This window comes from Haloarcula sp. MBLA0163, from assembly GCF_055632435.1.
Map to the genome: position 1 here is coordinate 1220597 of NZ_CM145745.1, position 21738 is coordinate 1242334.

The 21738-nt window shown below is 69.0% G+C and carries 28 protein-coding genes; 15 read left to right on the plus strand and 13 right to left on the minus strand.

Annotated features, from left to right (window positions below; translation table 11 throughout):
* The first annotated feature begins 75 nt into the window (after nt 1-75).
* Nucleotides 76-966, plus strand: a complete 891-nt coding sequence (locus ACV7GQ_RS06500; RefSeq protein ID WP_470312707.1) for an NAD(P)-dependent oxidoreductase — start codon at nt 76-78, stop codon at nt 964-966.
* A 4-nt stretch (nt 967-970) separates the two neighbouring features.
* On the opposite strand, the gene ACV7GQ_RS06505 is transcribed toward ACV7GQ_RS06500, so the two are convergent.
* Both ACV7GQ_RS06505 and ACV7GQ_RS06510 read right to left on the minus strand, forming a co-directional pair.
* Nucleotides 971-1690 carry a metal-dependent hydrolase gene (locus ACV7GQ_RS06505; protein WP_470312708.1) on the minus strand — a complete coding sequence of 240 codons (720 nt, stop codon included), beginning with the start codon at nt 1688-1690 and terminating at the stop codon, nt 971-973.
* A gap of 57 nt (nt 1691-1747) precedes the next feature.
* A complete protein-coding gene (locus ACV7GQ_RS06510) occupies nt 1748-2008 on the minus strand; it encodes a hypothetical protein (protein WP_470312709.1) in 261 nt (86 codons plus the stop codon).
* A gap of 81 nt (nt 2009-2089) precedes the next feature.
* Here ACV7GQ_RS06510 and ACV7GQ_RS06515 point away from each other — a divergent pair, with 81 nt between their 5' ends.
* The gene (locus ACV7GQ_RS06515; RefSeq protein ID WP_470312710.1) at nt 2090-3199 is read left to right on the plus strand and encodes a S1C family serine protease; all 1110 of its coding nucleotides are present in this window, start codon (nt 2090-2092) and stop codon (nt 3197-3199) included.
* A gap of 11 nt (nt 3200-3210) precedes the next feature.
* Here ACV7GQ_RS06515 and ACV7GQ_RS06520 read toward each other — a convergent pair whose 3' ends face one another.
* Nucleotides 3211-3705 carry a TspO/MBR family protein gene (locus tag ACV7GQ_RS06520; RefSeq protein WP_470312711.1) on the minus strand — a complete coding sequence of 165 codons (495 nt, stop codon included), beginning with the start codon at nt 3703-3705 and terminating at the stop codon, nt 3211-3213.
* Nucleotides 3706-3786: 81 nt separating this feature from the next.
* Here ACV7GQ_RS06520 and ACV7GQ_RS06525 point away from each other — a divergent pair, with 81 nt between their 5' ends.
* Nucleotides 3787-4212, plus strand: a complete 426-nt coding sequence (locus tag ACV7GQ_RS06525; RefSeq protein WP_470312712.1) for a hypothetical protein — start codon at nt 3787-3789, stop codon at nt 4210-4212.
* On the opposite strand, the gene ACV7GQ_RS06530 is transcribed toward ACV7GQ_RS06525, so the two are convergent.
* From ACV7GQ_RS06530 to ACV7GQ_RS06540, 3 genes are read right to left on the minus strand one after another with little or no spacing between them, the layout of a single operon-like run.
* Nucleotides 4213-5100 carry a hypothetical protein gene (locus ACV7GQ_RS06530; protein ID WP_470312713.1) on the minus strand — a complete coding sequence of 296 codons (888 nt, stop codon included), beginning with the start codon at nt 5098-5100 and terminating at the stop codon, nt 4213-4215. It abuts the gene before it with no gap.
* Entirely contained in the window at nt 5097-6275 is a 1179-nt protein-coding gene (gene priS, locus ACV7GQ_RS06535; RefSeq protein ID WP_470312714.1) for a DNA primase small subunit PriS, read from the minus strand. Before priS ends, ACV7GQ_RS06530 begins: the two co-directional genes overlap by 4 nt.
* Nucleotides 6276-6314: 39 nt before the next feature.
* Nucleotides 6315-6794, minus strand: coding sequence for a GNAT family N-acetyltransferase (locus ACV7GQ_RS06540; protein WP_220618488.1), 480 nt, complete (start codon nt 6792-6794; stop codon nt 6315-6317).
* A 90-nt stretch (nt 6795-6884) separates the two neighbouring features.
* On the opposite strand from ACV7GQ_RS06540, the gene ACV7GQ_RS06545 reads away from it, so the two are divergent.
* Genes ACV7GQ_RS06545 through ACV7GQ_RS06555 form a run of 3 tightly spaced genes read left to right on the plus strand, consistent with a single transcriptional unit; the run spans nt 6885 to nt 10545 of the window.
* A complete protein-coding gene (locus tag ACV7GQ_RS06545; protein ID WP_470312715.1) occupies nt 6885-7928 on the plus strand; it encodes a DUF502 domain-containing protein in 1044 nt (347 codons plus the stop codon).
* 24 nt (nt 7929-7952) lie between these two features.
* Nucleotides 7953-9047 (plus strand): DoxX family protein, encoded by a 1095-nt coding sequence (locus tag ACV7GQ_RS06550; protein ID WP_470312716.1) that lies wholly within the window; start codon nt 7953-7955, stop codon nt 9045-9047.
* A 43-nt stretch (nt 9048-9090) separates the two neighbouring features.
* Nucleotides 9091-10545, plus strand: a complete 1455-nt coding sequence (locus tag ACV7GQ_RS06555; protein ID WP_470312717.1) for an RtcB family protein — start codon at nt 9091-9093, stop codon at nt 10543-10545.
* 1 nt (nt 10546) lies between these two features.
* Here ACV7GQ_RS06555 and ACV7GQ_RS06560 read toward each other — a convergent pair whose 3' ends face one another.
* Nucleotides 10547-10981, minus strand: a complete 435-nt coding sequence (locus ACV7GQ_RS06560; RefSeq protein ID WP_470312718.1) for a type IV pilin domain-containing protein — start codon at nt 10979-10981, stop codon at nt 10547-10549.
* A 90-nt stretch (nt 10982-11071) separates the two neighbouring features.
* On the opposite strand from ACV7GQ_RS06560, the gene ACV7GQ_RS06565 reads away from it, so the two are divergent.
* Nucleotides 11072-11923 (plus strand): eIF2B alpha/beta/delta subunit family protein, encoded by an 852-nt coding sequence (locus ACV7GQ_RS06565; RefSeq protein WP_470312719.1) that lies wholly within the window; start codon nt 11072-11074, stop codon nt 11921-11923.
* Here ACV7GQ_RS06565 and ACV7GQ_RS06570 read toward each other — a convergent pair.
* Complete coding sequence (locus tag ACV7GQ_RS06570) at nt 11920-12114, minus strand: DUF8106 domain-containing protein (RefSeq protein WP_470312720.1); 195 nt, start codon at nt 12112-12114, stop codon at nt 11920-11922. The genes ACV7GQ_RS06565 and ACV7GQ_RS06570 overlap by 4 nt on opposite strands.
* Before the next feature lie 124 nt (nt 12115-12238).
* The gene (locus ACV7GQ_RS06575; protein WP_470312721.1) at nt 12239-12985 is read right to left on the minus strand and encodes a proteasome assembly chaperone family protein; all 747 of its coding nucleotides are present in this window, start codon (nt 12983-12985) and stop codon (nt 12239-12241) included.
* Nucleotides 12986-13061: 76 nt separating this feature from the next.
* Between ACV7GQ_RS06575 and ACV7GQ_RS06580 the strand changes: the two genes are divergently transcribed.
* Nucleotides 13062-14081, plus strand: a complete 1020-nt coding sequence (locus ACV7GQ_RS06580) for a mechanosensitive ion channel family protein (RefSeq protein ID WP_470312722.1) — start codon at nt 13062-13064, stop codon at nt 14079-14081.
* Here ACV7GQ_RS06580 and ACV7GQ_RS06585 read toward each other — a convergent pair.
* Nucleotides 14051-14497, minus strand: coding sequence for a universal stress protein (locus tag ACV7GQ_RS06585; RefSeq protein ID WP_470312723.1), 447 nt, complete (start codon nt 14495-14497; stop codon nt 14051-14053). The genes ACV7GQ_RS06580 and ACV7GQ_RS06585 overlap by 31 nt on opposite strands.
* A gap of 32 nt (nt 14498-14529) precedes the next feature.
* Complete coding sequence (locus tag ACV7GQ_RS06590) at nt 14530-15888, minus strand: bifunctional metallophosphatase/5'-nucleotidase (protein ID WP_470312724.1); 1359 nt, start codon at nt 15886-15888, stop codon at nt 14530-14532.
* 379 nt (nt 15889-16267) lie between these two features.
* Between ACV7GQ_RS06590 and ACV7GQ_RS06595 the strand changes: the two genes are divergently transcribed.
* The 7 genes from ACV7GQ_RS06595 (at nt 16268) to ACV7GQ_RS06625 (ending at nt 20019) form a co-directional block, all read left to right on the plus strand.
* Nucleotides 16268-16507 (plus strand): DUF5816 domain-containing protein, encoded by a 240-nt coding sequence (locus ACV7GQ_RS06595; protein WP_470312725.1) that lies wholly within the window; start codon nt 16268-16270, stop codon nt 16505-16507.
* A 78-nt stretch (nt 16508-16585) separates the two neighbouring features.
* On the plus strand, nt 16586-16894 hold the full coding sequence (locus tag ACV7GQ_RS06600; protein ID WP_470312726.1) for a DUF7116 family protein: 309 nt from the start codon (nt 16586-16588) through the stop codon (nt 16892-16894).
* Nucleotides 16895-16918: 24 nt separating this feature from the next.
* Nucleotides 16919-17452, plus strand: a complete 534-nt coding sequence (locus ACV7GQ_RS06605; RefSeq protein WP_470312727.1) for a mechanosensitive ion channel domain-containing protein — start codon at nt 16919-16921, stop codon at nt 17450-17452.
* 86 nt (nt 17453-17538) lie between these two features.
* Nucleotides 17539-18453 carry a metal-dependent hydrolase gene (locus ACV7GQ_RS06610; RefSeq protein WP_470312728.1) on the plus strand — a complete coding sequence of 305 codons (915 nt, stop codon included), beginning with the start codon at nt 17539-17541 and terminating at the stop codon, nt 18451-18453.
* Between the two features lie 42 nt (nt 18454-18495).
* On the plus strand, nt 18496-19116 hold the full coding sequence (locus tag ACV7GQ_RS06615; RefSeq protein WP_470312729.1) for a hypothetical protein: 621 nt from the start codon (nt 18496-18498) through the stop codon (nt 19114-19116).
* Nucleotides 19113-19772 (plus strand): DUF2238 domain-containing protein, encoded by a 660-nt coding sequence (locus ACV7GQ_RS06620; protein WP_470312730.1) that lies wholly within the window; start codon nt 19113-19115, stop codon nt 19770-19772. The genes ACV7GQ_RS06615 and ACV7GQ_RS06620 overlap by 4 nt, the downstream gene beginning before the upstream one ends.
* Nucleotides 19773-19818: 46 nt before the next feature.
* Nucleotides 19819-20019: a dodecin gene (locus ACV7GQ_RS06625; protein ID WP_166970634.1), complete on the plus strand. Its 201-nt coding sequence runs from the start codon at nt 19819-19821 to the stop codon at nt 20017-20019.
* On the opposite strand, the gene ACV7GQ_RS06630 is transcribed toward ACV7GQ_RS06625, so the two are convergent.
* Nucleotides 20016-20387 (minus strand): HesB/IscA family protein, encoded by a 372-nt coding sequence (locus tag ACV7GQ_RS06630; protein WP_470312731.1) that lies wholly within the window; start codon nt 20385-20387, stop codon nt 20016-20018. The genes ACV7GQ_RS06625 and ACV7GQ_RS06630 overlap by 4 nt on opposite strands.
* Before the next feature lie 62 nt (nt 20388-20449).
* Nucleotides 20450-21718: a histidinol dehydrogenase gene (hisD, locus tag ACV7GQ_RS06635; protein ID WP_470312732.1), complete on the minus strand. Its 1269-nt coding sequence runs from the start codon at nt 21716-21718 to the stop codon at nt 20450-20452.
* Nucleotides 21719-21738: the final 20 nt, after the last annotated feature.

Consider the following 21738-nt stretch of genomic DNA (forward strand, 5'->3'; position numbering starts at 1 on the left):
AACGTTGTCCGATAGTGTCTGCGGCCGGTCGCGCCCGACACCGGATTGAAGCCGCTGCCGCCCGAACGGCCGCGTATGACGACCGTTGGCTTCATCGGTCTCGGCGCGATGGGAACGCCGATGGCGTGGAACCTCGACGACGCGGGGTTCGACGTCGTCGTCTACAACCGGACGACCGACCGCGAACAGCCGTTCGCCGAGGCGGGCGTCTCGGTCGCCGACTCGCCGAAGCACCTGACCAGACGGTCCGAAGTCGTCTGTCTCATGCTCAGCGACGGCGACGCGGTCGCCGAGGTGCTCGAGCGCGACCTCGGGGTCCTCGACGGGCTCGACGAGTCGACGACGGTGGTCCAGATGAGCACCATCGCCCACGAGGAGACGCTCGCCGCCGCCGAACTGGTCGCGGCGGCCGGCGGCCGGTTCGTCGACGCCCCGGTCTCGGGCACGGTCGGCCCGGCCCGCGAGGGGACGCTCGTCGGCCTCGTGGGCGGCGACGAGGCGGCGGTCGAGGCGGTGTGGCCGGTCCTCGAGGCGATGTGTGACCCGGTCGTCCACTGCGGCGACGTCGGGCAGGGGACCAACATGAAACTGTTCGTCAACCTCCTGCTCGGCAACGCGATGAACGCGTTCGCGGAGGCGCTCGTCTTCGGCCGAGCGAACGGCCTCGACGTCGCCGACATGCGGACCGTCCTCGAGAGCGGCGGCCTCCACTGCCCGCTGTTCGCCGGGAAGGGTGCGACCATCGCCGACGGCGACTTCGAGGCTCGGTTCCCCGTCGACTACCAGTACAAGGACCTCTCGCTCGCACTGGACCGGGCGGGCGACGTCGGCGTCCCGCTCTCACAGACGGCGGCGGCCCGCGAGGCGTTCAGCGCAGCGCGTGCCCGCGGCTACGGCGACGAGGACATCGCGGCGGTCGTGAAACCGCTCGAAGAGACGGCGGACGTGCGGGTCCGGGAGGACTAGACGGCTACAGTTCGTAGGACTCGTCGCCGTCGAGGACGACCACCTCGGCGTCGCTGCCGGTCGCCTTCACCTCCTTCACGAAGTCGTCCGTGTCTATCTCGATTGGCGGGAACGTGTCGTAGTGCATCGGGAACGCGGTGTCGACGTCCAGCCAGTCGGCCGCGATGGCGGCCTGCCACGGTCCCATCGTGAAGTGGTCGCCGACGGGGAGCGCCGCGGCGTCGGGTTCGAGGTACGGGCCGATTATCTCCCGCATCTCCGTCATCAGGCCGGTGTCGCCGGCGTGGTAGAACGTCGTCGACTCCGCGTCGCTGACCTGCGTGGGCTTCGTGTCCGAGATGACGAAGCCGGCGGGCATCCCGGCGCTGGTACCGTAGGAGGTGTCGATGCCGTTGGTGTGGTCGGCGCGGTGCATCGTGACGAAGGCGTCGCCGATCTCGACGGTGCCCCCGAGGTTCATCCCCATGCCGCCGACGGCGTCGTACTCGCCGAAGTTGTCCTCGCAGTACTCGACGAGCTCCGGCGTGGCGACGAGGCCGGCCCCCTCGTAGCGGTCCACGTCGCCGATGTGGTCGGCGTGGCCGTGTGTCAGCAGGACGTAATCCGGGTCCAGTTCCTCGGGGTCGGTGTCCGTGTGCGGGTTGTCGAAGAACGGGTCGATGAGCAGGTCCGTGTCGTCGACGCTGACGTGCCACGTGGAGTGGCCGTGCCATGTGAGTTCCATGAGTCGGCCGGTGGTACTCGTGGCTCGCACTTAAGACTACACCGCAACTGGTTACTGTCAGTCGAAGATGGTCAGCGTGGTCGGCTTCCCCTGTGCGTACCGAATCCAGCGGCGCATGTGCCGGTTCAGTGCCCAGAAGAGGACGACGACCATCCCGACGAGTGCCGCCAGGAGGACGACGCCGAGCACCATCGGTTCCTCCGTCGGGAGGCCGAGGAGGGCGACGATAGTCCCGACCAGCGCCATCTCCATCGCACACCGAAGCCCCGGGAGGACGAACCCGGGGGCGGGCGTCGAGTCCTGTGACGCGTCTGCCATACGTCCCATTTTGTACCCGAGATATAGTAGTTTGTGCCCCCCGACCGTGGCTTTATTCGGTCGCTCTCCTAACACGTCGGTATGGCTAACGACAGACTCTCGCGCCGGGGGTTTCTCGGCGCTCTCGGGGTCACGCTCGCCGGCGCGGCGGGCTGTCAGGCGCCGGGGCAGGTGGACAGTCCGTCCGGAGCCGGGGCGAACTCGTCGTCCCAGGCCGACCTCCAGCAGTCCCAGCAGGCGACCCAGTCGAGCGGCAGCGTCTACACCGACGTCTACCGGCAGGTCGCAGACTCGGTCGTCTCGATACAGGTCCTCTCCAACCGGGGCCGCGGCGCACAGGGGAGCGGGTTCCTCGTCAGCGACGAGTACCTCGTCACGAACCAGCACGTCGTCGCGCCGGGCGACGAGTACTACGTCCGGTTCGCGGACAGCGGCTGGCGAGAGGTGTCGGTCGTCGGCACCGACGTCTACAGCGACCTCGCCGTGCTGGAGTCACGGACCGTCCCCGACGACGTGTCGGCGCTCTCGTTCGTCGATGGCGACCCGCCGATCGGCACCCAGGTCGTCGCCATCGGCAACCCGTTCGGCCTCTCGGGGTCCGTCTCGGAGGGCATCGTCAGCGGCGTCGACCGGACGCTGCAGGGCGCGAACAACTTCTCCATCGCCGACGCCATCCAGACGGACGCGGCGGTCAACCCCGGGAACAGCGGGGGCCCGCTCGTCGACCTGGACGGGAACGTCCTCGGGGTCATCAACGCCGGCGGGGGAGACAACGTCGCCTTCGCTATCTCGGCCGCGCTCACCCGGCGCGTCGTCCCGGCGCTCGTCGAGGACGGCACCTACCGCCACTCCTACATGGGCGTGACGCTCCAGAGCGTCGGCCCGCTCATCGCGGAGGCGAACGGGCTCCGGCGCGCCTCTGGCGTCTACATCGACAGGATAGTCGACGGCGGCCCCTCCGAGGGCGTCCTGCAGGGCAGCGACGACAGCGAGAGCGTCAACAACACGCGGGTCCCGGTGGGTGGCGACGTGGTCCGGCGGCTCGACGACACGCGGACGCCCACTCGACAGGCGCTCGCGACGTTCCTCGCGCTGGAGACCAGCCCCGGCGACACTATCGACGTGACCCTCGTGCGAGACGGCCAGACGGAGACGGTCGAACTCGAACTGGGCCGACGGCCCCGCCCCTGAGCGGTCGGCCGTCAGTTGACGACGACGAAGCGGTAGTTCAGGAGGGCGGCGAAGGCGACCCACAGCAGGTAGGGGACGAGCAGGAGGGCAGCCCGCCGACTGACCCGGGCGAACGCGACCACGGTCGGCAGTAGCAGGACCAACAGGGCGAGGATGACGCCGAGCGCGAGCGTGAGGTCCTGCGCCAGGAAGAACGTCGGCGTCCACGCGACGTTGCACGCCATCTGGGCGACGAACAGGCCCAGCGCGACGGTCCGGGGCCGGCCCGCGTCCGCCCGCCACACGAGGTACAGCGCGACGCCCATGAGCGTGAACAGCGTCGTCCAGACGACGCCGAACAGCCACCCCGGCGGGTAGATGGCCGGTTTGACGAGGCTCTGGAACCACGCGGAGCCCGGACCGCCCAGCGCGGCCGGCGCCGCGCCGACGACGTTGACGAGGAGGATCGCGACGAGGACGCCGGGGACGTCCTCGCGGTTGAACGAAGGGGTTGAAGTCGTCGACATACGTGGGCGTACGCTTGCCGGCGACGTATAGCCACGCCCGGCTCCAGAAAGACCTTACCGGGTCCCCCAGAGGCTCCGACCGTGCGTGACATCCCCTCCACGAACGGCGGTGGTGACGCCCGTCCGGTCGTCGCCCTCGTCCTCGGGGTCGCCCTCCTCGCCGGCGTGTTCCTGTTCGTCACCGGGGGCGGCGACGGCGCGGGTCCGACGGACGGCGACGTCCGGGTCGAGGTGACGGCGACACCCGTCGACGGGCCGACCGCCGAGAACCAGACCCGTCGACTGTCGAGCGTCGAGCTCACGACGCCGATTCATCGCGCGGTGTTGCGAGCGACCGACGAGAACAGGACCGCGACGGTCCGCCGAACCGTCGAGAACGGTGGCGTCGTCCGTCTCGACCGGCGGGAAACCGAGACGGAATTCTTCGTCCGCCGGGACCGGCCCGCGGGGACGGACGACGAGTACGTCCGCGTCCACGTCGAACGGCTCGGCGGCGTCGAGAACTGACTACTCCAGCGGCTCGGCGGCGTCCCGTTCGACCAGCGGGTCGGCGTTGTCGGCCGGCAGCGTCACCACGTCGTCTGTCGAGAGGTCGTACTCGCGCTGGTCGACGCCGAATATCTCGCCCACGTCGTCGGTGATGCGGACGGTCTTCCTGTCGACGTCGTCGGCCTCGCCGTCGGTCGGCGGGGCGTCGTCGGGACCGGCGGCCACCGCGGCCTCGGTCGGCGGTCGCTCGGGGTCGGGGTCGTCCGGCGGCGGAGTCGGGGCCTCGGAGGTGCCGTCGTCGCTCGGCGTCGCGGCTCCCTCCGACGGGTCGGCGCCGCCACCACCCATCAGGTCCGCGGCGTCGACGCCCGATGACTGGTCGTCGGCGGTCCGCTGGGGGGCGTCGGGCGCGACGTCGGACGGCGGCGCGGCCGTCGTATCCTCCGTCGCCGCCTCGGCGTCGTCGGCCGGTGGCTGTGCCGTCGAACTCTCGCCGTCGCCGACGGCCCCGGTGGGTGCCTCGCCCGCGATGACGTCGAGGACGTGCTGGCGGTTCTCCTTGATGGCCTCGACCATCGTCTCGAAGAGGTGGCGTTCCTCCTGTGTCAGGCCGTCCTCCTCGGTGGGCATGTCGGCGGCCGCGAGCGAGGCCATCTTGACGATCTTCCCGACGCGGCGCTCGTAGATGGCCTCGACGGTCTGCTCGGCCGTCTTGATGTCGTCGGTCAGGCGGTTGACCTCCGGGGAGTCGAACGGGTCGTCCGCCCGGTCGGCCGCCCGTTCCCGCTCCTCGCGGAGCTGGTTGACGAACTGGCCGGCCTCCTCGTAGAACGTCGAGCGCAGCTGCTGGAGCTGGTCGGTCTGGCGCTCGCGTGACTGGACCGATTGGAGTTCGTCGAGATTCATTCTGCCCCCTTCTCTGCGCGGCCGCGGGCCATGAGGAACACGCCCACGTGCTCAGGTACTGTGTGATTACCCGCCTCCACTGTAAAGCTATCCCCACCCAGTTCGACGAGGCCGCCGTCGGTCACCTCGACGGTGATCTCGTGGCCCCGGAACGTGTCGGGGACGGCGTCGACCAGCGGGTCGAACGCGTCAAGCGCGTCCCGGTCGATGCGCTGGACCTCCAGGCCGCTCCCGCCGTGGAGCGACCCGGGCAGGCGGATGAGCCGGTTCGTGTCCGTCGTCACCGGTTCGTCGATGGGGGCGTTGTCGTCAGCCACCACCTCGTGGACCAGCACCTTCGCGATCTGGTAGAACGCCGAGTGGACGTCGATGTTGCCCGCGGCCAACTGGTCGTAGTTGGTCCGGGCGGCGTTGAGCGCGGCGGTCGCCTTCCCCTCGCCGATACCCTCGTACTGCTGTAACCGCTCGAGGGCGTCGGCCTCGTCCATCTCCAGCAACGCGTCGACCTCCGACATGATGTGGCGGTGGGCGCGCGCGCTCCACCCGCCCTCGGTGGTGAGCGTGCGCTTCTCGGCGGGGCTGGACCGACCGGCGGTGCCGGCGACGGTCTCTATCTCGACCAGTTCCTCGAACTCCAGTCCGATGCCGCGGACGTAGTCGACTATCTCCCGTCTGGCGTCCCGTTCGAGGCCGCGTATCGACTCGTCGCGGACGTGGACGTGGTAGCCGCGGCCGCCGGAGAAGACGACGGTCAGGTCCTCGAAGTCGAAGTCGTCCTCCAGGAAGTCCAGGAGGCGGAGCAACGCGTCCTTGCACTTCGCCAGCATCTCGGCGTAGGTGTCTTCGCCGAGGACCACGGAGGGGAGGTGGTCGGCGTCTAGGTCGAAGACGAGGTCCGAGGAGCGCCACCCCTTCTCGCTCATCGACGAGGCGCTCGGGTCGTCGTAGCGGCCCGCGGAGAAGTAGACGTGTCTGGGCTTCTTCCGACCGAGGAAGTCCTCTAAGTCGCCGAGGTCGAGCAGCGAGCGGTGGCGCACCATCGTCTCGCCGGGACCGTCGGTCCACGGGATGAAGCCCCACTCACGCTCGTTGGCGGCCGGCGGCGGCGCTATCGACGCGCGACGGTAGTGGTCGCCGAAGCGCCCACGGAGGTACTCGAGGGTCCGCGCTTCCATCGGTGACTCCGTTGGGGGGACCCGTTCAAAAGGGTTCTCCTACCCGCGCAGGAACTTCGACAGTTTGTCCGTTATCGAGTCGTCGCCGAGTTTGAGGTAGTAGGCGTCGCCCCCGTCCTCGTAGTAGTTGTCGATGCGGCGGCGCGTCTCGAAGCCGATGTGTTTGTAGAAGCCCAGTGCGGCCTCGTTCGTCGAGCGCGCGTGGCAGGTGACGCTGCCGTAGTCCTCTGCAACGCGGGCGACGAGGCGCTTCCCGAACCCGTGCCCGCGGTAGTCGTCGTCGACGGCGAGAAAGAGGATGTAGCCGTCCCGACGCACGGCGGCGAAACCGACGAGACGGTCGGAGGAGCGGTCGAGATACAGGTAGACCGTCGAACGGCGGTAGGCGTTTCTGAAGAAGCCCCGTCGCTGTCGGAGCACACCGTCCGCTTCCCGGATGGTCTCCTTGAGTCGCCACGCGTCGTCGACGTACTCGTCGCTCCCCCTGTCGACGACCCGTGTTTCGATGTTGACGCTCACTGCCACTCAGGTAGTGGCGGCACGAATATAATTCCACCGCCCGACACGCTGAGGTACAACTTTTTCCGACTGCCTGCCGTGTTAGGTGGCATGAGTGATAGGCGGGCGCCGAGGCGCGTCTCCCCGACGGCGGTCCGAACGACGGCACGGCAGGCGGTCATCACCGGGTTCGCCCTGACGATTCCGCTGCTCGTGACGCTGCTCATCATCGGGTTCGTCGTCAACGCGCTCTCGAACGTGCTCGACCCCATCGTCGCGTTCACCTTCCAGATGACCGGGTCACAGATCCAGCCCTCCGAGACGTCGCCGGTCCTCCTGAAGGTACTCGCACTCCTCGTCCTGTTCACCGGCATCGTCTCCGTCGGGTTCGTCGCCGAACAGCGCTCGGGCAGCGGCCGCATCGAGTCGGCGTTCGACGCGACGATGAAGCGCATCCCCGGCGTGGGGTCGCTGTACACGAGCTTCGACGAGATGAGCGACATGCTGCTGGACAGCGACACCCAGAGTTTCAAGGAGGTGGTCCTCGTCGAGTACCCGACAGAGGGGTCGTTCACCGTCGCCTTCGTCACCGCGAGCACGCCGGCGAGCATCGAAGAGGCGACGGACAACGGGGAGATGGTGACGCTGTTCATGCCCATGGCGCCGAACCCCGTGATGGGCGGGTACGTCATCCACGTCGAGATGGACCGAGTGTACGACGTCGATATGACCGTCGAAGAGGGCATCCGCTCCATCGTCACGAGCGGCGTCGCCATCGGGGAGGGGTCCGTCTCGACGCCGCTCGGTGCGGACGAGACGACGGCCAGTGCCGGCCACCCCGCACAGGCGCAGTACCAGCCCTCCGGCGCGATGCGCGAACCGATGCCCGAGACGGACCTGCCGGACCGGGAGGCCGCCTACAGCGAGAACATGGACCCCGAGCACGCGGAGACGCCCGAGGCGATGGCGCGCCGGCAGGACGTCGACGACCCCGTCGCCAGCGACGCCGACCGCCCCGAGGACCTCGAGCGGGGCGAGGGGACGCTCGGCGACGAGCGCGACCACCCGGCCGACATCCACTCGCCCGAGGGCACCGTCGGCCCGGACGCGGGCACGCCACAGGACATCGAGCGTGACGAGGAGGAACAAGATTAGGTGTCTCGTGGTCCAAGCAGGGGTATGCAACGCCGTTCGATAGTCACGGGGGTTCTGGTGGGGGTCGCAGTCGTCGCCGGCAGTCGGCCCGCCGCCGCACACGTCGACTACGTCACGGACGGGCCGGGTGCGGCACTCGACGCGGTCGCGTTCGTCGTCGAAGTCCTCTCGAACCCGGTGAACGCCGCCGTCTTCGGCGTGTCCGGGCTCGCGGGCGCCGTGGGTCTCGCCGCCTACCTCTGGGTCCGGCCGACCATCGCTGACATCGTCATCCTGCGGGAGAAACTCGCCGGCTACGCCGACCTCGTCCCGTGGATGCTCCGGCTGGCCGTCGGCCTCCCGCTCGTCGGGGCCGGCTTCCAGGGGTACCTGTTCGCGCCGACGGTCACGTTCGACCCGAGCGCGAACCCGCTCGTCAGGGTGCTGTTCATCGGCCTCGGCTTCTGTCTCCTGTTCGGACTGGCGACGCGCATCGTCACCACGGTCGGCCTGCTCACGTACCTCTGGGCGCTGACCGTCGACCCGGGCGTCGTCCTCGCGATGGAGTACGTCCCGGCCTTCCTCGCGTTGCTCGTCGTCGGCGGCGGCCGACCGAGCGCCGACGACATGCTGCAGGAAGTCGCGAGCACCGAGGGGACGTACTACGGGCGGGTGGACCCCGTCCACCTCCTGAAGGCGTTCCTAGACGACGTCACCGACCCGTTCCGTCGGTACGTCCCGACCGTGTTGCGGGTGGGGATGGGCGTCGCGTTCGTCTATCTGGGGCTGTTCCAGAAACTCGCCGACCCGGGGAGCGGCCTGCTGGTCGTCGAGAAGTACAACCTGACGGCCGTCGTCCCGGTCGACCCCGGCATGTGGGTCGTCGGCGCCGGCGTGACCGAGATACTCGTCGGGCTCGCGCTGATAGCCGGGTTCTTCACCCGCGGGGCGGCCGCCGCGTCGTTCCTCCTGTTCACGACGACGCTGTTCGGGTTGCCCGACGACCCGGTGCTGGCCCACATCACGCTGTTCGGGATGGCTTCGGCCGTCTTCACGATGGGTGCCGGCCCGCTCTCGTTCGACCACTGGTTCGGTCGCCCGGCCGTCGCCGAGGAGGAACCGGTCGTCCCCGCCGACTGACCGTCCCCGTACACATTTGGGGGTCCGCGGCGGACGTTCACACATGGCGACATACGACGCCGGTTCGGTCACGCTCGAACGGGTCCGGGAGTACGTCTGGGAGATCCCCCCGACGGACGGGATGCGCGTGCCGGCGCGCGTACTGGCCAGCGAGACGCTGCTCGACGAGATCAGCGACGACAAGACCCTCGAACAGCTACAGAACTCCGCCCACCTCCCCGGCGTGCAGAAGCACACGCTGTGCATGCCCGACGGGCATCAGGGGTACGGCTTCCCAGTCGGCGGCGTCGCCGGCATCGACGCCGAGGACGGCTGTATCTCGCCCGGTGCGGTCGGCTACGACATCAACTGCGGGGTCCGGATGCTGACGACGCCGCTCGAATACGACGACGTGCGGGGCCACGAGGCGGAACTCGTCGACCGCCTGTTCGCCGCCGTCCCCTCGGGACTGGGCGGCGGCGGCGTCTACGAGGGGTCTGTCGCGGACGTCGAGGCCATCCTCGAACGCGGGATGGACTGGGCGCTGGAACACGGCTACGCCACCGAGGCCGACCTCGAACACTGCGAGGACGAGGGGTACCGCCCCGAGAGCGACGCCAGCGTCGTCTCCGAGAAGGCGAAGAACCGGGGGAAAGAACAGGTCGGGTCGCTGGGCTCGGGCAACCACTTCCTCGAGGTCCAGCGGGTCACCGACGTCTACCGTCAGGACGTGGCGTCGGAGTTCGGTCTCTCGCCGGACCAGATAGTCGTCCTCATCCACTGTGGCTCGCGGGGGCTGGGCCATCAGGTCTGTACCGACTACCTCCGGAAGATAGAGAAGCGCCACGGCGACCTGCTCGCCCGGTTGCCGGACAGGGAACTCGCCGCGGCGCCCGCGGGTTCCCAACTGGCCGACGAGTACTACCGGGCGATGTGCGCGGCCATCAACTTCGCGTGGGTGAACCGCCAGCTCGTCATGCACCGGACGCGGGACGTGTTCACCGACCTGTTCGACGTCGACCGGGAGGACCTCGAACTGCTGTACGACGTGGCCCACAACATCGCGAAGCGGGAGGTCCACGACGTCGACGGCGAGGACCGCGAACTGTACGTCCACCGGAAGGGAGCGACGCGGGCGTTCCCCGCCGGGCGGCCCGAACTGCCGCCGGCGTACGCCGACGTGGGCCAGCCGGTCATCATCCCCGGGAGCATGGGTGCCGGGTCGTACGTCCTCCGCGGGGGCGAGAACTCGCTGGCCGAGACGTTCGGGTCGACCGCCCACGGCGCCGGCCGCCTGATGAGCAGGACGCAGGCCAAACAGGAGTACTGGGGCGAGGACGTGCGCGACGACCTGCGGGACCACCAGCAGGTGTACGTCAAGGCCCAGTCGGGAGCGACGGTGGCCGAGGAGGCTCCCGGCGTCTACAAGGACGTCGACGAGGTGGTCAGGGTGTCGGACGCGCTGGGCATCGGTGACCGCGTGGCCCGCACCTTCCCCGTCTGCAACGTCAAGGGCTGAGTCAGCCGCCGCTCCACTCGTCCAGCTTCGTCCGGTTGCCGCTCCGGTTGTAGTAGATCTCGATGGTGTCCCGCGCGCTCACCCGCCGGCCGTAGGCGTTGCCACTGCTCAACTGCGCGATGTCGCCCGGTTCGACCATCGACGTGTTGTTGCGGTTCGCGAGCTGTGCCCAGGTCACCGTCCTGCTCGGCCCCTCGAACTCGATGCGGCCGGCCTCGAGCGCGTCGCCGCGGCTGTGGGTCACCAGGAGGAGTTCGTTCTCGCCGACGTAGTCGTAGGTGAAGTTCGCCTGCGGTCCGGCGCTGCCGTCCTCCTCGACGACCAGGACGTTCAGCCCGACGATGGCCGTCACGAAGACGGTCAGGAAGACGAGCACACCGACGCCTATCGACTCCGACATCCCCACCGTGTCCGCGCCGAGACTGCGGCCACCCATTGCCTGTCGGTCACATGGACGGACGGCGTTAAATGCTGTTCGGCTCCCGGGAGGGGAAAGCCCATGTCGGTTCGGGTCACAGCCCCCCACATGATAGACGAGACGGTCGAGGAGATCGAGGAGATGCAGACACACAGTTCCTCGACGGTGGCGATGAAGGCGGCGAAGGCGTTGCGGACGCTCACGGACCGCGAGTTTCCGACCGTCGAGGAGTACCTCCGGACCCTGGAGCGCAACAGCAACGCGCTCCGGCGGGCCAACCCGTCCCACGCGTCGCTGCACACCACGCAGATAGAGATTGTCGCGGCAGTCTCCGACGCCGACCCGGAAGACGTCGCGACGGCCAAGCGGCTCACCGAGGAGGCCGTCGACGCGGCCGTCGACGAGGTCGAGTACGCCAAAGAGCGTGCGGCGGCCCGGGCGGCGGACGTCATCGCCGACGACGAGACGCTGTTGACACACGACTTCTCCTCGACGGTGTTGAACGCCATCGACGACGCGTTGGAAGCCGGCCACTCCTTCGAGGTGTACACCACGGAGTCACGCCCCCGGTTCCTCGGTCGGAAGATGGCCCGGAAGCTCGCGGAGCGGGACGGGGTGAACGTCACGCTCGTCGTCGACAGCGCGGCGGGGCACTACCTCTCGGAGTGTGACCGCGTCCTCGTCGGGATGGACTGTATCGTCGAGGACACCCTCTACAACCGGGTCGGCACCTACCCCATCGCGACGGCCGCGAACGACACCGGCGTCCCGATGACGGTGGTCGGCGCGGACGCGAAGTTCGTCGACGGGGCGTTCGCCTTCGAGAACGAGTTCCGGTCGCCGGCGGAGGTCCTGCGCGAGCCGGCGGAGGGGTTCGACGTGGCCAACCCGGCCTACGACGCGACGCCGACGTCGCTGCTCGACTCTGTCGTCACCGACGAAACGATACGGGAGTACTAGCGGTCGCTCACGACCGTCCGACACTCGGGGCACCGGCGAGTCCGCGTGTCGCCGCGCCAGTCGACGTGCCAGTCGCCACCCATCGGGCTCTCGTGGCCACAGGCCGGGCAGAACAGCACGCCCTTCGAACGCCGGTGGGGCGACCGCTCCGCGTCGGCGGCGTCCACCGGGTGGGTTTCGATGGTAGTCATCGACTCTAGGGAGGGGCTGGAGCGGGAAGTATGTGTTGGCAATCTGTTTAATCGTTCACCGAGAAACGGACGAGTGTGGTTCACAGGGGCGTGCTACCGACAGATACGTACATCTATGCCGAACTTACATGTACATCCGGTCGTCCGGCATCGAGTCCTCCTCGGCCGCCTCCATCCGCTCGGCGAGCGCCCGGTACTGTGCCTCGACGGTGGCGGCGAACGACGCCAGCGGTTCGGTGTCGACGTCGACGTCGTGGGTCGCCGCCAGCGCCTCGACGAGTCGGATGGCCGCGGCGGCGTCGGGTGCCTGCGGGTGGGCCGGCGTCGTGAACACGCCGACGGGACGTTCGTCGTCGGGGATACCCCGGGCGACCAGTTCCGCCGTGGCGCCGTCCAGGAACCCCGTCCCCATCGCCCTGATGTCGGTGTCCGCGAGATAGCGCTCCCGGTAGTCGTCGGTGGCGATGTAGAACGGGACGTGGTCCTCGGGGCCGTGTGCGACGGGGACCCCCGAGAGGACGGTGAGGTTCGTCGGCGTCAACTGCGCGTAGACGTCGTCGACGGCGTCGGCGAAGGACTCGGCCATCCCCGGCGGGACGAACCGCTCGCTGATGACGACGCCCAGTGACCTGTCCTCGTCGGCGTACAGCCGCGTGTGGTGGCGCGGGGTCCCGTTCTCGAACGGCGTGATGGTCGGCGGGCCGGCGCTGTCGAGGTACCCCACCTGCTCCATCGGCAGCTGGTCGACGAGGTAGTCGACGGCGGTGAGGCCCGCGAGGCCGTACTCGGTGAACCCGACGGCGAGGGTGTCGACGTCCGGCGGTTCGGCGGTCAACTCGAAGTGCGGACGGGTCCTGTCGGCAGACTCCATGGGCTCACCTCGTCTGCCGTCGTCTAATCGGTTTGGGAGGGGAACGTTTTTCTCGTGGGACTGTTCACTCTGTGCCATGCGTCCCGGCCACGTCGTGTTGTTTCAGGCGGACTCCCCGACGCCGACCCCCACGCCGACGGCCGCCGAGGCGACGCGGTCGCTGTTCTCGTGGCTCCCGTTCGAGGTGCCGATGTGGGTGGCGCAGTTCCTGACGTCGCTCCTCGTCATCGCGCTCGCCATCGGCACCTCGCGCCTCCTCGTTCGCCTGCTCGGCCGGCGCGTGGCACAGCGGTTCCGTCGCCCCAGCCTGACACGGACGGTCCTCCGCGGTATCCGTGTCGGCGTCTACGTCTTCGCCCTCCTGACCATCATGGGTATCTACGGGCTCGGTATCGGCGACATCGGCCTCTCGGTGGCCGTCTTCTCCGCCGTGGTCGGTGTCGTCGTCGCACCCATCGTCGGGAGCTTCATCTCGGGGGTCTTCCTGCTGGCCGACCAACCCTACGAGATCGGCGACATGATAGAGCTGGCCGACCGGGGCCAGCGCGGGTTCGTCGAGGACATCACGCTCAGGCACACGAAGGTCTTCACGCTCGACAACACGTTCCTCGTCATCCCGAACGGGTCGATGCGGGACCGCGACGTCGTCAACTACTCCGCCGAGGACCCGCGGACCCGCCTCTCGCTGGACGTCCTCGTCACCTACGAGAGCGACATCGCCGAGGCCCGCAAACTCATCGAGCGGGCGGCCAGAGACGTGGACAACGTCATCGAGGGCGGGCCGAACATCCGGGTGGGCGCGGCCCGCTACCCCGCCGCACCGACGGCGTACATCAACGAGTTCGCCGACCACGGCGTGCTCCTGACGCTCCGCTACTGGGTGACGGAACCGTACAAACTGCTCACGGCGCGGTCGAAGGTCCAGACCAACGTCTGGGACGCGCTGGACGAGGCCGACGTCGAGATAGCCTACCCGCACTCGCACCTGTACTTCGACGAGACGAGCGGCGAGATGCAGGTCTCGCTGTCAGCGGACGACGCGGCGCGGGGACCGCCGCCCGACGCTCAGTTCCCGGGCGACCGCGACGCCGAGTAACCCGGGGGCTCGCTGTCCGGGCTGACCGTCACGACGTCGCAGTCAAGTTCCTCCCGCAGGAAGTGCTCGATGTCCGGGTCGTCGACCAGACGCCGTATCATCGACCGCCAGCGGCTCACCTGCTTCGAGCCGATGACGACCACGTCGGCGTTCTGCGCGGCCACCTCGTCGAGAATCGTCTCCTCGACGAGCATGCCCGCCCGGACGACGTAGCGTGTCCGGGGGAGGTGACCGAACTCCCGTTCCACGGCGCTCTTCAACTGGGACCGCGACACGTTGTGGCTGTTCTGGTAGAGGTTGACGTGGAGAACGGTGAGGTCCGCGTCCGCTTCCTCGGCGACGCGGATGGCCTCCGCCAGCGTGGCACGCGAGTTCTCGGAGAGCGGATACCGGACCGGGACGACGACCTGTGGCATCGCTGAACGGTTCGGCGTCGGGGGGTAAAACCCTAGCGACGGACCACGCGCCCGGTCACCGACGGGTCGATGCCCTCGCTCCGGGCGTAGTCGGCCAGCACCTCGTACTGGAGGCCGCCCACGTCGACGCGGTGGCCCCCGGTGAGGACGCGGAACTCGACCGGCGTGTGGAGCAGGTAGTCAGTCGTCGCGACGGTGTAGGTCGCCTCGGGGTCGACCGGCTCGCCGCCGACGTGGAGCCGTTCGACGGTCCGACTCTCGCGGTCCCAGACGACTTCGAGGCCGCTGAGGTGGGCGTTCCACCAGTCCGGCTCGCCGTACGGGACGACCCGCCCGCTGGCCTGCCGGCAGAGCGTCCGCAGCTCCGCGCCGGTCACCTCGGCGACGACCACGGGTTCCTCGAACGGGACGACGGAGACGAGGTCGGCGACCGTCACGTCGCCCGACAGCGGCGTCTCGTCCTCGCGCACGCCCCCACCGTTCTGGAGGCCGACGTCGGTGTCCATCGCCCACCGGTAGGCGTCGGCGACGAAGTTCCCGATGCGGCTCTCGCCGCCGTACGTGTCCATCCGGCCCCGGGAGAGCGGTTCTTCGACGGTGGCGACCGTCTCGTTCAGTCCCGTCTCGGCCAGTCGGGCCTCGATAGCAGAGGAGACCCGCTCGTCCGGCGCCGCGTCGTCGACGGTCCTGAACTCCGCGGTGGGTTCGGGGCCGTCCAGCGCCACCGTGACGACGGTGTGGCCGTTCGACCCGGGGCGGGCCAGCAGGGCGCCGTCGACGCGTTCGATGCGTCGCTCGTGGACGTGACCGCCGAGCACCACGTCGACGTCGGTCCGGCGGGCGAGGTCGTCGTCCGCTCGGCCGAGGTGGGAGAGGACGACCACGTAGTCGGCGCCCGCGTCCCGCAGGGCCGCTTCGGCGTCGGCCACCGCGTCGAACGGGTCGGTGAAGGTCAGCGGTTCGGCGGCGGGGCTGGCGTCGCCCGTCTCGGGTGCCGTGACGCCGACGAATCCGACCCGGATGCCGTCGACCTCGCGGACGGCCCACGGGGCCGTCTCGTCGGCGAGGAACCGCTCGTCGCCGCGGCGGACGTTGGCGGTGAGCCACGTCTGTGGCGACGATTCGACGACGGCCCGCGTGGCGTCGAGTCCGTGGTCGAAGTCGTGGTTCCCGAACGTCTCGAACGCGGGCTCGACGGCCGAGAAGAGGTCGAGCGCCTGTCGCCCGTTGGTCACAAGCGAGAGGACGCCGGGCGCGGTGTTGTCACCGGTCCCGACGAGCACCGCGTCCGGACCGTCGAGCGATTCGAGCGTGCCGGCCAGCCGACCGATCCGGTCGGGGTCGTCGTAGGCGTTCTCTACGTCCGAGTAGTGGACGAGGCGGGGACCCATCACTCTCAGTAGCGGGACAGAGCGACAAAGCCGTTCCGCCGTGGGTGACCGGCCCGCGGGCGCTCGGAGATGGGTTGTGCGGCTGTCACTTCCCGTGAGCGTTATCAACACCTACACTGTACGGTGGTCATGGATGGGTCGAACCCTCGAGGTGACGGCGAACCAACTATTTGTCGCGGCTGCAAAGACGCGTTCCGGTTGATAAGCGTGCTGCCGCTCGCCGGAGAGCTACAGTACTGTCCGACGTGTTTCGAGAAGTACCTCAACCGATGACGTAGGCCACACGCGGTCTTGCGGGACTTCGGGCCGGTACCGGGAGCCACCGCGCCCCGTCGTCCACTACCGCAGTGATTTAGCCGCTGGGTCCGTACATCCCGGTATGGACGCACGCGACGGTCCGGACGGGTCGACGCTGTACGTGGACCGAGAGGACGGCGACATCGGCACGAAGGGCACCTTCTACGTCGTCTACCGCGACGAGGACAGGGAGCGCCGCTGGGGCTACTTCTGTGGCAACTGCGAGACGTTCAACAACGCGATGGACTCGATGGGGCGCATCCGCTGTAACGACTGCAGCAACCTCCGGAAGGCGGAGGAGTGGGACGCAGCCCACGAGTGACGCCGCGGGGACCGCTTTCCTGTCGTCTGTCTGTCGAGTGGGAACGTTTATGCTACCCCCACTGGTAGACGGTGACAGATGGGGGCCGTTACCACATCACTTGGCGAGCAGGCCCAGTCGATATTCGACGATATCGGGTACACCGTGTCGCGCACCGACAGCGGACTCCGGGCGGAACACAAGTGGCGCGTCGTCCGAGTCACCGTACTCGAAGACGACCAGACACTACCGGAGACCGGGGATTTGCGTTGTTTCGTGACGTGGTCGTCGGAAGCGACGGCACTCGCCCGACGTCTCACACGGATGGACGTCGAGTACGAGTGGGCGGTCATCGGCGTCCGGGAGGACGGCGACTACGACATCGTCCGTCCCGGGGTCAAGACTTAGTGACGCCCCTGCCGACGTAGGGGCGTGCAGACGGACATCGTCGCCGAAGCGCTCGAACAGTTCCTCACAGACGTCCAGACCGTTCTCCCGGACCTGATAACCGGACTCGTCTTCCTGGTCATCGCGGCCGTGGCCATCAAGATTGTCATGTTCGTGGTGCGGGGGGTACTGGAACGGGCCCTCCCCGGTGAGGCCCCGGTCTACCGGCAGTTCATCGCGACTATCGTCCTCGTGTTCCTCTGGTTCGGCGTCGCGCTCTCCTTCCTCTCTATCGTGGGCCTGACGCTCGTCGCCGCGTCGCTGGGGACGGCGACCGGGTTCCTCGCACTCGGTGTGTCCTACGCGCTCTCGGGCATGATCGCCGACGCCGTCGCCGGCGTCTACCTCCTCCGGGACCCGGACTTCAACCCCGGCGACACCGTCACTGCGGGCGATACGACGGGTGAGGTGACGGCCATCGAACTCCGGAAGACCCGCTTCGACGTGGACGGCGACACGGTGGTTCGAGCAAACGCGGACATCGAGAAGCGCTGGACGAAAGTGGACGACGGCGCTTGATTCGGGTAGTCGAATCCTACCCAAGCGTGTGGCTGTACACCCGTTGACACGCGATACTTAAGCCTGTCGACGCCGAAGGAGACCACATGTTCGTGGGGCATGCCCTGCTGGCGTTCGCCATCGTGGCGCTCGGGGCGAGGCGACTGGACGTGCGTCCGGAGCGCGCGCTCCAGCTCGGCCTCGTGGGCGGCCTGTTCGCCGCCGTGCCCGACGTAGACGTCGTGTACGCGCCGGTCGGCCTGTTACTGCGCTCCGTCGAGACGGTGGGCCCGGACGTGTTCTGGGAGACGGCCAACGTCATCCACCGCGGACCGACCCACTCGCTGGTGTTCGGCGCGGTCCTCGCGGTCGCCGTCGGCCTGTGGGCGCTCGGGAACCGGCCCGCCAGAGCGGCGTCGCTGTCGCTCCTGGCGCTGCTCGTCGCCGCCGCGGCGACGGTCTCCGGGAGCGTCGCCGCCGTCGTCGTCCTCGTGTTCGTGCTCTCGGGCCTCTGTGTCGCCCTCGTGACCCAGCGCTTCGCCCTGCGACCGCGGACGGTGTTCGCCGTCGCGTTCGTCGGGCTGCTCTCGCACCCGTTCGGCGACCTGTTCACCGGGTCGCCGCCGGCACTGCTGTACCCATTCGACGTGGTGCTGGTCGCCGAGCGGATCGCACTCCACCCCGACCCGACGGGACACCTGCTGGCGGCGTTCGCCGTCGAACTCGGGGCGGTGTGGCTGGCCGTCTGGACGTACGCCCGCCTCACCGGCGTCCGCCTGCCCGCGCTCGTCAATCCGCGGGCGTCGCTCGGTGCCGGCTACGCCGCCGCGGCGCTCATGCTCCCGGCACCGACGCTGGAGCAGTCCGCCCACTTCGTGTTCAGCGTGCTCGCCATCGGCGTCGTCGGGGCCCCGGTCCGCCCGTTCACCCGCGGCGTCGACGTACTGGAGGCCGTCGTCACCGGACTGGCGGCCGTCACCGTCGCGGCGCTCGCGTACGCGCTGGCGTACGGTGTCCTCTGACCCGCCGATAGTGTTTTCCACGCAGCGGCGTACCTGACGGACATGAGTCCCGACGTAACCGAGTTGTTGCGCGACCGCAGAACCAACGCCGTGGTGAGTTGGGCCGTCGTCGCGATTCTACTGGCCGTGGTCGCGGGCAGCGTGCTCGACGACCAGCTCCTCTGGGCCGCCTTCGCGGCCGCCGTCGCTGCTCTGGCGGTCCTCCCGCCGACCCTGCTCTGGAACCGGGACGCGATGCTCCCGTGGGAGATACTCCTGCTGGCCGCCCTCCCGGTGGTCGGTCGGCTGTTCGCGACGGTGTCCGTCACCGGCAACCTCGCGACGTACCTCTCCGTCGCGGCCATCGCGCTCATCGTCGCCGTCGAGCTCCACGTGTTCACGCCGGTGAAGATGACGGCGCGGTTCGCCGTCGTCTTCGTCGGCGTGACGACGATGGCCGCCGCCGGCGTCTGGGCCGTCGTCCGCTGGGCCGCCGACCAGCTGCTCGGGACGGCGTTCATCTTAGACCCCGCGTTGACCGAGCACGCCATCGAACGGGCGCTCATGTGGGAGTTCGTCGCGTCGACCATCGCCGGCGTCGGCGCCGGCGTCATCTTCGCCTACTACGTCCGCCGACAGATCGGGACGGCCCGGGTCCCAGAGGAGGTGCAGCCCGACCTATGAGGATTCGGGACTACCTCGGTATCACCCAGCGCCGACAGCGACAGGCCTCCCGAGCGATGACGCTCGCGATGGTCGGTATCCTGGCTATCGGCCTCGAACGCGGCAGCACCGGCGTCATCGTCAACACCGGGGTCGGGCTGTTGGTGACCCAACTGCCGACGGTGCTCGAACGGGACTTCGGTATCACGCTGGACCCCGCACTCACGCTGTGGATAACGTCGGCGGTGTTCCTCCACGCCGTCGGCGTCCTCGGTCTGCCGGGGTCGGAGACGAACTTCTACGCCGGCATCTGGTGGTGGGACCACGTCACGCACGCCCTCTCCTCCTCTATCGTCGCCGCCGTCGGCTACACGACGGTCCGGGCGCTCGACCGGCACTCCGAGGAGATCTACCTCCCGCCCCGGTTCATGTTCGTGTTCATCCTGCTGTTCGTGCTGGCGTTCGGCGTCTTCTGGGAGGTCATCGAGTTCACCATCACGCTCGTCGCCGAGGCGTCGGGCAACGACACCATCCTCACCCAGTACGGCCTCGACGACACGATGCTCGACCTCGTCTTCGACACCGTCGGGGCCGTCGTCGTCGCCGTCTGGGGCACGGCCCACCTCACCGACGTGGTCGGCTACGTCGAGGGGTGGCTGGAGACGCGGACCGGCTAGCCCGACCGTAGCTTTATATCCCGACCGTGTGATTCGGTAGCACGCCATGGTGTTCAAGAAGATCACACTCATCGGAACGAGCTCGGAGAGCTTCGACGCCGCCGCCGACGACGCTATCGAGCGCGCGGAGGCGACGCTGGACAACCTGAAGTGGGTAGAGGTGGACGAGCTCGGCGTCGAGATAGCGAGCGTCGAGGGCCGGGAGTACCAGGCCGAGGTGACGGTGGCGTTCGAACTCGAGGACTAGGTCCGGAACGACTCGCCGCAACCGCACTCGCTGACGACGTTCGGGTTCTCGACGTGGAACCCGGCGCCCTGCAGTCCCCCCTCGTAGTCGAGCACCGACCCCTCGATGTAGTCGATGCTGGCGCCGTCGACGAACACCCGCAGGCCGTGGCGCTCGTAGACGGTGTCGTTCTCCTCCGGTTCGTGGTCGAAGCGCATCCCGTAGGAGAGGCCCGCACAGCCGCCCTGCTGGACGAACAGCCGCAGGCCGGCCACGTCCGTGTCCATGTCCTCGCTCTCCAGGAGCGCTATCGCTTCCTCGGCGGCCTCCTCGGTGACGCCCACGTCCTCGCCACCGAGCTCCGGTTCGCCGTCGACGGTACTGCTCATACGGATAGATGTGCGTCCGACCGTGTTAACCCTGACGCCGGTCGCGACGGTCGCGCCGCTCGCTACTCGAACCGCTTGCGGACGCTCTCGGCGTGGGCTTCCAGCCCTTCGGCCTCCGCGAGCGTCGTTATCGTCTCGCGCAGGTCGCCCAGCGAGTCCGCAGAGAGGCGCTGGACGGTCGTCGACCGGACGAACGTGTCCACTGAGAGGCCGCCGGTGACCCGTGCGGCCCCGCCGGTCGGGAGGACGTGGTTCGTCCCGGCGGCGTAGTCGCCGGCCGCGACGGGGCTGTACGGACCGAGGAAGACCGACCCGGCGGACGGAATCCGGTCCAGCAGGGCCTCGTCGTCCTCGGCCTGTATCGAGAGGTGCTCGGCGGCGTACTCCTCGGCGAACAGCACCGCCTCGCTCATCGACCGGGCGAGGAAGACGCCGGAGGCGTCGTTGTCGAGTGCGCCCCGAATCACGGACTCGCGGTCCCGTTCGGCGGCCTGTTCCTCGACGGCCTCGGCCACCGCCTCGGCCAGCGCCTCGTCGTCCGTGACGGCGACGACGGAGGCGTTCTCGTCGTGTTCGGCCTGCGCGACGAGGTCGGCGGCGACCAGTTCCGGGTCGGCCTCGCCGTCGGCGACGACCATTATCTCGGAGGGGCCGGCGAGGAAGTCGATGGCCACGTCGCCCCGGACCTCGGCCTTCGCGGCGGTGACCCAGCGGTTGCCCGGGCCGACGACGATGTCCGTCGCGGTCACCGTCTCGGTGCCGTACGCGAGGGCGGCGATGGCCTGCGCGCCCCCGACCTGATAGACGGCGTCCGCGCCGGCGACGTGGATGGCGGCCAGCGTGACCGGGTTGACCTCCTCGGCGGGCGGCGTCGCGACGGCGACGTGCTCCACGCCCGCGACCTTCGCGGGGACGACGCCCATCAGCGCGCTGGAGGGGTAGGCGGCGGTGCCGCCGGGGGCGTAGACGCCGGCGCTGTCGAGCGGCCGGAACCGCCGACCGAGTTCCCGCCCCTCGAAGTCCTCGCGCCAGTCCTCGGGCACCTGTCGCTCGTGGAAGGCGCGGATGTTCGCGGCGGCGTCCTCGATGGCCGCGCGGACGTCGTCGTCTATCTCCTCGTAGGCGCGTTCGGCGGCGTCGGTGATGTCGACGTTGCCCACCTCGACGTCGTCGAACTCGCTGGCGAAGCGGCGGAGCGCGACGTCGCCCTCCTCGCGGACCTGCGAGACGATGTCCCGGACGTCCTCCCTGACCGCGTCGACGCCCGCGTCCCGGTCGAACAGGGCCGAGCGCTCGTCGGGGCCGAGGTCGGCGACACTGCGTACGTTCATACCCGCCCAACGTGACGGGC